Below are 10,537 nucleotides of genomic sequence, written 5' to 3' on the forward strand. Positions count from 1 at the left end.
TCAAAGAAGGCGCTATTGACGTTGAGGCTCCAGCGACTAATGAAGCCACAGCCAAACCAGTAGAAAACACACCTTCTACTGCTTCAAGCGAAACTGCTACAGTATCAGAAGCACCAGTAGCTGCCTCTGAAGTGGCTTCATCAGAAACAGTCTCTGAAAAACCAAGCTCTGAAGTCACAAGCACATTTGTTTCAGCCTCTGAAACACAAAATTCAGAATCTAAATCATCTGTCGCAACAAGTGTGACAGAAAAAACTGCGGAAGAAACTGCATCCCATGAAGACCGTACTATAGATGTTACCGACAGAGGTATTTACCCACCTCCACCATGGTCTTCTCGAGTGGAAAATGTTACAGGTGGTGAGTATTACACTGACGATGATGGTTTTTGGCATTATAGAAATGAAAATGGCGATGACTACATTGATGGTCATACTATCGATGGTGTTAAGGTTTATTTTGACTATAAAGGTAGACAAGTAAAAGGAAGATTTGGCTTAGATCAACACTTTTACGATAAAGATTCTGGTGCTCTAGTTACGTCCAGTTATGTCAATGATGGCTATAACACCTACTATGTAAACAAAGAAGGTTATAGGCTTATCGGTCATCAAAAAATTAACGGAGATTGGACATACTTTAACGATTCTGGCGCCCAGTTAAAAGAGTCATTCGACCCTGAAGGTCGTTATTATGACAAAAATGGTCTACGGACCGATCTTGGTACCAATCACTATGTTCAATTACATAATAAGTGGTACTACATCGGAAATGATGGCAAGATTTTAAAAGGACCTCAAACTATCGACGGTGTTAAAGTCTATTTTAGCAATTACGATGGTATCCAAGTAAAGGGTGACTTTGCTAGTGATGAGCATTATTACGACAAGGATTCTGGTGCCTTGGTGACTAATCGCTTTGTTCATTCAATGTATGACTTCTTTGTAGATGAAAATGGTAATAGAGTTACAGGTCAAAAAAATATTGGAGGTGCTTGGTACTACTTTTCACCTGCACAAATCAAAGACGAATTTGGTCCTGATGGCTATTATTATGATAAAGAAGGCAAACGAACTGATTTAGGTACCAATCGCTATTACCAACTTCACACTCACTGGTACTACATTGGTAAAGATGGCAAGATTTTAAAAGGGCCTCAAACCATTGATGGCATGAATGTATATTTTGACACTGATGGCAAACAAGTTAAAGGACACTTTGCAGCTGATAACCGTTTTTATGACAAAAATAATGGTTGGCTCGTCACCAATCGTATTGTGAATATGTATGGTGATAAAACCTATTACATTGATGAAAACGGCTATAAGTTTACTGGTGTCAAAGAAATCAATGGGGCATTGTATTATTTTGAACCTGAACAAGTTTTTAATAAATTTGCCGAAAATGGTCGTTATTATGATGATAAAGGTAAACAAGTTGATTTCGGAACAAACCGCTTCTTCCACTTAAATGGATATTGTTACTATGCTGGAGATGACGGCACAATTTTAACAGGCAGACAAACGATTAATGGTATGGATGTTTACTTCGAGAACACTGGTGTCCAAGTCAAAGGCAGATTCATATCTGATTATTCAGGTAAGAATTTCCGCTATTATGATAAGGATTCCGGTGCCTTAGTCAAAAATCAATACGTCATTGCCTATAATAGTACTACTGGTCAAAACGAGAGATATTATCTGGATAATCAAGGACAACCATTAACCGGACCTCAAACCATTGATGGAAAGCAAGTGTACTTCCACGAATTAGGAAATTACTCTAACAATTACGGTGGTTGGCAAATATTCGATAATTTTGCTGAAGGACGGTACTATGATCAAGATGGTAATCTCGTTGACCTTGGTAAAAACCGTTACGTCCAAATCAAAGAGAATTGGTACTATGTTGGTAATGATGGAAAAATCTTAACAGGATACCATACAATTGATGGTGTTGATGTCTATTTTGATAACAATGGTGTACAAGCAAAAGGAACATTTGACTCTAATGACAGGTTCCACGATAAAGATACTGGAGGATTAATTTATAATCAATTCATTACAGTCAAAGATAAAACTTACTATATAGACGATAAGGGTAATCCCGTTAAAGGGTTAGCTGTTATCAAAAATACCGAATACTTCTTTGACAAACAAAAGGGAACTCAAATAAAAGGTGATTTCGCCGTGAATGGTAAATACTATGATGGTATCACTGGAGCTCTTGTAACCAATAGCTATGTGCGAGTCGGATCAGATTGGTACTATGTAAATAGTAAAGGTAGACGACTCAAAGGAGCTCAAATCATTAATAATGTAGCCGTTTACTTCAACCCTCAAAATGGTAAACAACTTAAAGGTGGATTTGACGAAGACGGTTACTTCTACGACAAAGACTCTGGTGCCAAGACTGATTTAGGAAAGAATCACTATGTGCAAATCAACGATGCTTGGTATTATATTGGTTCTGAAGGTAAAATCCTAAAAGGAGAACAAACTATTGATGGTGTACAAGTCCATTTCGACACTATTACTGGTGTTCAAGTTAAGGGTAACTTCATTACTAAAGATGGACGATTAATTACTGAAAAGGATCATGCTAGCTATACTCCGGCTGAAAAATTCTTCGATAAAGATTCTGGCGCCCTAGTCAAAGGTCGTTACTTTACCCATAAAGGCAAGTGGTATTATGCTAATGATCAGGGAATCTTACTAAAAGGGTCTCAGACCATCGATGGTGTAAATGTCTATTTCCACCCTTACTACTTCGGTGGTCAAGCTAAGGACCTTGTTTTGGACGGCTATTACTATGATAAAGACACTGGTGCTCGGCAAGAAATCCCTAAAAATACATTTTTCAAGGCCGGAAACAAATTATACTACTTTGATAGTAATGGGGATTTCGGTAGAATGACAATAGATGGAAAAGACTATTGTGTTTATTCTTGGGGTGAAGTTATTCGAGGTGGATTAGGACCCTACAACACTCTTCCATATTATGATGAAGAAACAGGTGCTGCTATCCACAAAACCGGTCTCATAAAATCAGGCAATAATTGGTTTTACCTTGATGAAAACGGTCGAAAAGTCAAAGGGCTACGAGAGATTAATGGTAAGATCTATTATTTCTCTGATGGACCAGAATCAAGATATGGGCATTATTATGATCAGGTCCGTGGCTTATTAGTTAACCCTTATAATGAAAATTACTATAATAGCACTTCAAAAGCTGCACCTACATACTTCTTTGATGCTGAGACAGGTGCTGCTTTAACTAACCAATTCTTTAACTGGGAGGGAGATTGGTACTACTTTGGTCCTGACGGAAAAGCGCTTATTTTCGATCAAGTTATAAACGGACAACATCTCTACTTCAGAAATAATGGTAAACAAGTCAAAGGACAATTTATCTCAGATTATAAAGGAACTCGCTATTATGATGAAAATTCTGGCGAACTTGTTACTAATCAGACACGTACCATTAACGGAGTAACCTATCTCTTTGATGAAAACGGACGTCCTACTCAATTGTGAGATTTATCTTATTATAGTAAGTATGTTTGTCTAAATGTTCTTTAAAAAAACACAAAAGGAAGTCGACAGTTGGTCAACTTCCTTTTTCATATAATCAATCACTGTCATTCAAACAGAACCCAATTATGACATTTTTTTAACATTTACGATTATCTTGTAAAAAAACTTGTTTGTCATAAAAAAAGTATTATAATAAAGATAGGTGAACATGTAAGCGTTTTACTAAAAACGTTGAAAGTGTACTACAGGGGATTAGGATTAGGAACTTGGCTTTAGACTTCTAACGTCAAAATAATTTTTTATGCATGAAAACTGGTCCTTAGGCACTTTGGCATGATAATCTAAGGCTCTTTTCATACACACATCTGTCTATAATATAAAACTAGAGCTTTAGAGAGAATGCTTCAAACTAACAGCTCTAGTTTTTTGTATTTGAAGACATGTGCATAGGCTGGATTCAATAATAAAACGAAAGGAGAGAAATAAAAGTATTAGGATAAATAAGTAAGATCACCTGTTTCTAGATATAAATTATACAGCATAAGCATATTCTCCTTGCACACATTTGACGTGCTCGCCTATAAAATCGTCTTATGGCCATGCCCTGAGAGATTTAGATATGGGGCTCAGTCGTTTTAACAGATTTGCCTACTTTTAACACTATTTTAACGGCGAGCTCCTTTATAACCACCCAAACATCGGTGTTCATTTTATGAAAGGAGTCTATTATGAATACTGAAATGAATTATCCATGGCACGTGTACAAGAAGCACCTTGTGGCACTTTCTTGTGTAACCGCACTAGCTGCTTTTTCCCTAGTTGCTCGCCCTGCATTTGCGGAAGAAGTAAAAGCATCTGATACGAATGCTAAGACCGAAGTTGTCGCACCTGCTATAGAAAATGTAGTGGCTACTGTTGAGACTAAGACACTTGATGAAAATCCAACAGCAACTACAACAGATGCACCAACAGGCACAAGCATTATCAATAGCGAAGCTACAAGTGTTACCACTGATACTACAGCTATTCCTGAAACAGCTAAACCCGCTTCAGAGGCTTCAAGTACAGTTATCTCTGAAACAAATTCAACAAGATCAGAAATACCTACTTCTAAAACAGGAGCTACAGTAAGTGAAACTGCTAGTATGGAAAACGCTAGATATGAGGACATCTCAGAAAATCGACTTAAAACTGATGTTTCTTCCTTCAATAACGATGAAAACACAGAAATTCAAGACGAAGATCCTGAAGAAAATATTACAGGTGGTCAATGGTATAGTGACGTACAAGGTAGTTGGCACTACAAAAAAGACGGTAAAGACCTTATAGGCGCACACGTTGTTGACAATCAGCACGTGTATTTCCATGAAGATGGTAAACAAGCCAAAGGTGAGTCTGTCCAACGTAATAACCATTATTATTTCTACGACCAGAATCTAGGGCATAGGATAACTGAACAGTTTGTCAAGGTAGCTGATTTTCCTCACGATGAATACCGTTACTTTGGTAAATATGGTGTGGCTGTAACAGGCTGGCAAGATATTAATGGAAACCGTTACTATTTCTATCCTGACACTGCGTATAGAGTCTCCATTCCTTGGTACCAAGGAGATTGGGATGACTTCCATAAAGTTTACATTGATAGCAAACCATACTACTTTGGACATGATGGTGAACTTTGGCGAAACCGCTATGTCAGATCTCTAGGGGGAATTCCTGGTGGCTATAAGAGCATGGATTTCGGAACATTTTACCTCGGCGATGACGGACAATACGTTACAGGCTGGCAAAAGAAAGGCGAAAAAGAATATTATTATTTTGAATACGGACGACAAGCTCGAGGAATCGGATTCAACAACAATGACAGCCAAACCAATGTTATGGGGCAATTTATTAGGTTCCCAGAAGGTATCCGTTACTTTGAACCTTATACTGGTGAACTTGTCAAAAATCGTATGATTTATAACGACAAGAATATGCTTTTTGAATATTCACATGGTTATATTCCTGGATGGCTCTATTTCGATAAAGACGGTATTGCAGTAACTGGACTTCAACAAGTTTGGGGTGAATACTACTACTTCCGTGATGCAGCTGGTCTCCCAATAAGAGTTCAGGGAGAAATTGTAGACTACAAGGGACATAAGCTTTACTTCGATCCAAACAATGGTCAAATGTGGCGTAATCGTAATGCCAATATTGATGGAAAAAATTATCATATTGATGAAAACGGCTACCTTACAGAGATTTAAGTCATCAATCAATTGTAATTAAGTTATTTTTGCATTATTTCAGTTTTTAGACTGAAAAGATTTTAAGATGAAGGGGAATTTATCATGATTACGAAAAGGACTAACCCAAAGAAACACCTTGTGGCACTTTCTTGCGCAACCGCTCTAGCTACTTTTACTTTACTCGCACGACCTGCATTTGCGGATGAAGCGAAAACACCTGAAACTTCTAGTCAACCAACTGAGATTCTTGCACCTGCACAAGAAACTGCAGTAACTAATGTTGAGGTCAAAGCACCTACTACAAATCCTATCTCAACTAATACTGAGCTACCTACTAGTACAAGTACGGTTCTTAGTGAAGCTCCTAGCAGTGAAGTCGCATCATCTGAATTAGCAAGCGAATCACAAGTAAAAATCACTTCTGAGCAAGAAATTAGCAATCAAGATAATCAGGCAAATAAAACTACACCAATTGAAACGGCAACTTCAGAAGCCTCTACTACAAAAACTTCGGTAGAAAAAGTCAATGAACCTATTCCTGTCGAAGAAACAAAAACACCTACAAAAAACAGTGAACAACCTGCCCCAATCGATGAAAATGAAAAGCCAGTCACACCTTCTGTAACACTTGAAAATGCACCTCATATTTCTGGTGGACATTATTATAGTGATGATAATGGTAACTGGTATTACAAGGATGCAAACGGCAAAAATCTTGTCGGTCTGAACTATGTGGATAATGTTCCTGTTTACTTTAGCCAAGACGGTATTCAAATCAAAGGTGGTTTTGCAGAGGATGGCCGATACTATGACAAAGATTCTGGTGCTCTTGTAACCAAGACCTTTAAAGAACTCTTAACTTATATTGGTCGTGATGATATCAACGGTCAAAACATTTATACTACTGATTGGTACTACCTTGATGCCGACGGACGGCCACTTAAAGGTCCTCAAAATCTTGGTGGTACAAACATGTACTTCTTCCCTAATGGGGCACAAGTTAAGGGACGTTTTGCTCCTGATGGACATTACTATGACAAAGATTCTGGTGCGCTTGTAACTAATAGATTTGTTCATATTTATAACTGGAATTTCCAAAATCAAGACGGAAATCGTGTTCTTAAATTTATGCTTACTATTCCGAACGACTCTGCTATAGGATCTGACGGTAAATCACACTTTATTGATATGAGCCACTATCCACTTTCCAGCAATGACTTGGATCGTGAGGACTATTACTACTACGTTGATGCTAAGGGTAACAAACTGACAGGACCTCAAACCCTAAACGGCATCCATGTCTACTTCGACCAAAATGGTAGACAACTTAGAAGTGAGTTCAAATTTGACGAAGATGGTACCGTTCATTATTACGATGCAAAAAACGGTGCACGCGCTGAAAATACCATTGTCAGAACCAACACTGGTGCTTTCAAATTCGATGCAAATGGTAATGGACATTTGATGGGACCTGGTGAAGAAACAGACACTCCCGTCATTCCTACAATCTCCCTAGACAAGGCACCACGAGTTTTTGGTGGTCACTATTATAGTGATAACGAGGGCAACTGGTACTACAAGGATGCAAACGGTAAAAACCTCATCGGTCTCAACTTCGTTGACAACATTCCAGTCTACTTTGACAAGGATGGCAAACAAGTCAAAGGACGTTTTGCAGAGGATGGTCGCTATTTCGATAAAGACTCTGGTGCACTTGTAACAAAACGCTATCTTGAAACTGAAGATGGCAACTGGGTTTACGTCAATGATAAAGGTGATAAACTCAAGGGAGAACAAACTATCAATGGTGTTAAAGTCTACTTTGATGATTTCACTGGTATACAAGTCAAGGGACATTTTGCACCAAATGGTAAATACTATGATAAAGATTCTGGTGCTCTCGTAACCAATGCTTTTAAAGAAATCTTAACTTATATTGGTCGTGATGACATCAACAATCAAAATGTCTATACTACTGCCTGGTACTATCTCGATGCTGATGGTAAGCCATTAACAGGACCTCAAACCTTTGGAAATAGTCGCTTTTACTTCCTTCCTAATGGCGCACAAGTCAAGGGACGCTTCGCCCCTGATGGACACTATTATGATAAAAACTCTGGTGCTCTCGTCACTGATAGCTTTGTTCATGTCTACAACTGGAATTACCGAAATCTCGATGGTGATCGCATCTTCCACTTCACTATTACCATTCCTGGAAATGATCTCGTAGATCAGGATGGACAGTACCCAAGAGAAAGTAAAGATTTAGATCGTGAAGATTTCTACTACTATGTTGATGCTAAAGGGGATAAACTGACAGGACCTCAAACCTTAAACGGCATCCATGTTTACTTCGACCAAAACGGTAAACAACTTAGAGGTGAATTCAAATTTGACGATGACGGAACTGTCCACTATTACGATGCTAAGAATGGGGCACGCGCTGAAAATACCATTGTTAGAACAAACACTGGTGCCTTCAAATTCGATGCTGACGGTAATGGACATTTGATGGGACCTGATGAAGTATAAGAATATAATTCAAATAACAACTATTGATATCTCATAATTACTTTGATTTAGGAATCGCTAAAAAGGAAGTCGACCAACTGTCAACTTCCTTTTTCATATCACAAGTAAACTTTTTTTCCACTTTAAGAAAACTTTAGGCTTTGCTTTATATACTATAACCATCCTAAAACTTTTCTTTTTCATAATCTCCTAAATCCAGGGCTCGGGTCCTGGATTTTTTTGCGTGAAGGAGAAGTAAATGAATTTATGAAATTTGAATCAAAGCTTTTCTTCTTTTGCCGGATTAATCATATCTAGGAAATAAGCATGTACCCTTTCGTCACCCGTTAATTCTGGATGAAAAGAGGTCACTAACATCTGCTTTTCTCTAGCTGCCACGATAGCCCCATTGACTTGAGCTAAAATCTCCACTTCTGGTCCAACAGCTTCAATAATTGGCCCACGAATAAAGACCATTGGGATCTCCCCTATTCCCTTAAATTCAGCATCTGTGACAAAACTGCCCAATTGGCGACCATAGGCATTTCTGGCTACATTGATGTCCATACTTGCCAAATGTTTTGTTTGGTCCCCCACTATGGTTTTGGCCAACAAAATCAGACCTGCACAGGTTCCAAATACAGGTAGTCCAGCATCAATTTTCGTCTTAATCGGCTCAAACAAGTCTAAATCATGCAAGAGTTTTCCCATGACAGTCGACTCTCCCCCTGGTAGAATAAGCCCATTTAAATCAGCGTGCGCTTCCCAATCCTGTCGATTTCTGATTTGAACCGTTTCAACCCCAAGTGCTTTCAAGACCTGCTCATGTTCTGCAAAAGCACCTTGCAAAGCCAGTATTCCAATTTTTGTCATCTATTTTCCTCGCTCTGCCATTAAGATGTCAATTTCATCCTTGTTGATACCAACCATGGCTTCCCCCAAATCTTCTGACACTTGCGCCAAAATATCTGGACGATTATAGTTAGTCACTGCTTTGACGATGGCTTCCGCGCGTTTTTTCGGATCTCCTGACTTGAAAATTCCTGAACCAACAAAGACACCTTCAGCACCCAGCTGCATCATAAGGGCAGCATCCGCTGGCGTCGCTACACCACCTGCCGCAAAATTGACAACAGGCAACTTGCCATGTTCATGGACATAACGGATCAAATCAATCGGCACCTGCAAGTCTTTAGCAGTAATATAGAGTTCATCTTCTCTAAGATTTTGAATACGGCGAATCTCTTGATTCATGAGTCGCAAGTGGTGAACAGCCTGAACAATATCACCAGTACCAGGTTCACCCTTGGTACGAATCATTGATGCCCCTTCAGAGATACGACGAAGAGCCTCACCAAGGTCCTTGGCTCCACAGACGAAAGGCACATCAAATTTGGTTTTATCCACATGAATAAGGTCATCGGCCGGTGTCAAAACCTCACTTTCGTCGATATAATCAATCTCAATCGCCTGCAAAATCTGTGCTTCCACGAAATGACCAATACGCACCTTGGCCATCACTGGAATACTAACAGCGTCCTGAATTTCCTTAATCATCTTAGGATCACTCATACGTGACACACCACCCACCGCACGGATATCGGCCGGAATGCGTTCCAAGGCCATGACCGCAGCTGCTCCCGCCGCTTCAGCAATACGTGCCTGCTCAGGATTTTGAACGTCCATGATGACGCCCCCCTTAAGCATCTGTGCCAAATTTTTATTTAAGTCGTAACGATTTGTCATTGCAATCACCTCTCATGTTTTTATGCCCTTTATTTTACACAGGATGATTTTTGAAAAAAAGACTCTATTTCCCAAACTGTATGGGGACAATTACCATTTCAAGCATATCTATAGACGAAAAAATAAATAAATTAGGAAAACTCTTTTATAGGCTATAACTATCACGAATATAAGAATCTTTTTATAAAATCATGGCGTTTTTGTATCCGCTTTCTATTGAAATTATTAGAAAATAGGATTAAAATATAATCGTAAATTAATTTTTGGTATTCATGATGTTTTTAATGTCACAGCATGAATTTACCAAGCCACCATACAAGGGGGAAGATTATGGAAAACAAAGTTCGTTTCAAACTTCATAAAGTTAAGAAACATTGGATTACAATCGCTGCTTCAAGTTTGGCTATCGGGGCTTCACTGATTGGCCTAGGGCAAGTCGGAGCCGATGAAGTTAAACCAGAAACGACTGCTGTTATCAGTCCTGAAAATGTCGTCTCTGACAGCAATCTT

Annotated in this window: 6 protein-coding genes; 4 read left to right on the plus strand and 2 right to left on the minus strand. The window is 38.9% G+C overall.

Going from position 1 to position 10,537, the window contains the following annotated elements:
• The 3 genes from HMPREF2697_RS02485 to HMPREF2697_RS02495 form a co-directional block, all read left to right on the plus strand.
• Positions 1-3,536, plus strand: a 3,536-nt coding sequence (locus tag HMPREF2697_RS02485) for a glucosyl transferase (RefSeq protein ID WP_070849521.1), incomplete at its 5' end; no start/stop codon positions are given.
• A 728-nt stretch (positions 3,537-4,264) separates the two neighbouring features.
• Positions 4,265-5,788, plus strand: a complete 1,524-nt coding sequence (locus tag HMPREF2697_RS02490) for a glucosyl transferase (RefSeq protein WP_002883853.1) — start codon at positions 4,265-4,267, stop codon at positions 5,786-5,788.
• A gap of 84 nt (positions 5,789-5,872) precedes the next feature.
• Entirely contained in the window at positions 5,873-8,302 is a 2,430-nt protein-coding gene (locus tag HMPREF2697_RS02495; RefSeq protein WP_070849523.1) for a glucosyl transferase, read from the plus strand.
• A gap of 258 nt (positions 8,303-8,560) precedes the next feature.
• On the opposite strand, the gene pdxT is transcribed toward HMPREF2697_RS02495, so the two are convergent.
• Positions 8,561-9,154 (minus strand): pyridoxal 5'-phosphate synthase glutaminase subunit PdxT, encoded by a 594-nt coding sequence (gene pdxT / locus HMPREF2697_RS02500; protein ID WP_070849525.1) that lies wholly within the window; start codon positions 9,152-9,154, stop codon positions 8,561-8,563.
• Positions 9,155-10,027 carry a pyridoxal 5'-phosphate synthase lyase subunit PdxS gene (gene pdxS, locus HMPREF2697_RS02505; protein WP_045768455.1) on the minus strand — a complete coding sequence of 291 codons (873 nt, stop codon included), beginning with the start codon at positions 10,025-10,027 and terminating at the stop codon, positions 9,155-9,157. It lies immediately after the preceding gene.
• A 330-nt stretch (positions 10,028-10,357) separates the two neighbouring features.
• On the opposite strand from pdxS, the gene HMPREF2697_RS02510 reads away from it, so the two are divergent.
• Positions 10,358-10,537: KxYKxGKxW signal peptide domain-containing protein (locus HMPREF2697_RS02510; RefSeq protein ID WP_257375233.1), on the plus strand; the 180-nt coding region annotated here is incomplete at its 3' end.

It is taken from the genome of Streptococcus sp. HMSC064D12 (assembly GCF_001837205.1).
Classification (GTDB): domain Bacteria; phylum Bacillota; class Bacilli; order Lactobacillales; family Streptococcaceae; genus Streptococcus; species Streptococcus salivarius_D.

Excerpts from the sequence above, each read along its gene's own strand:
- HMPREF2697_RS02490 (WP_002883853.1), top strand. The coding sequence starts at position 4,265 with ATGAATACTGAAATGAATTATCCATGGCACGTGTACAAGAAGCACCTT.
- HMPREF2697_RS02495 (WP_070849523.1), top strand. The coding sequence starts at position 5,873 with ATGATTACGAAAAGGACTAACCCAAAGAAACACCTTGTGGCACTTTCT.
- pdxT (WP_070849525.1), bottom strand. The coding sequence starts at position 9,154 with ATGACAAAAATTGGAATACTGGCTTTGCAAGGTGCTTTTGCAGAACAT.
- pdxS (WP_045768455.1), bottom strand. The coding sequence starts at position 10,027 with ATGACAAATCGTTACGACTTAAATAAAAATTTGGCACAGATGCTTAAG.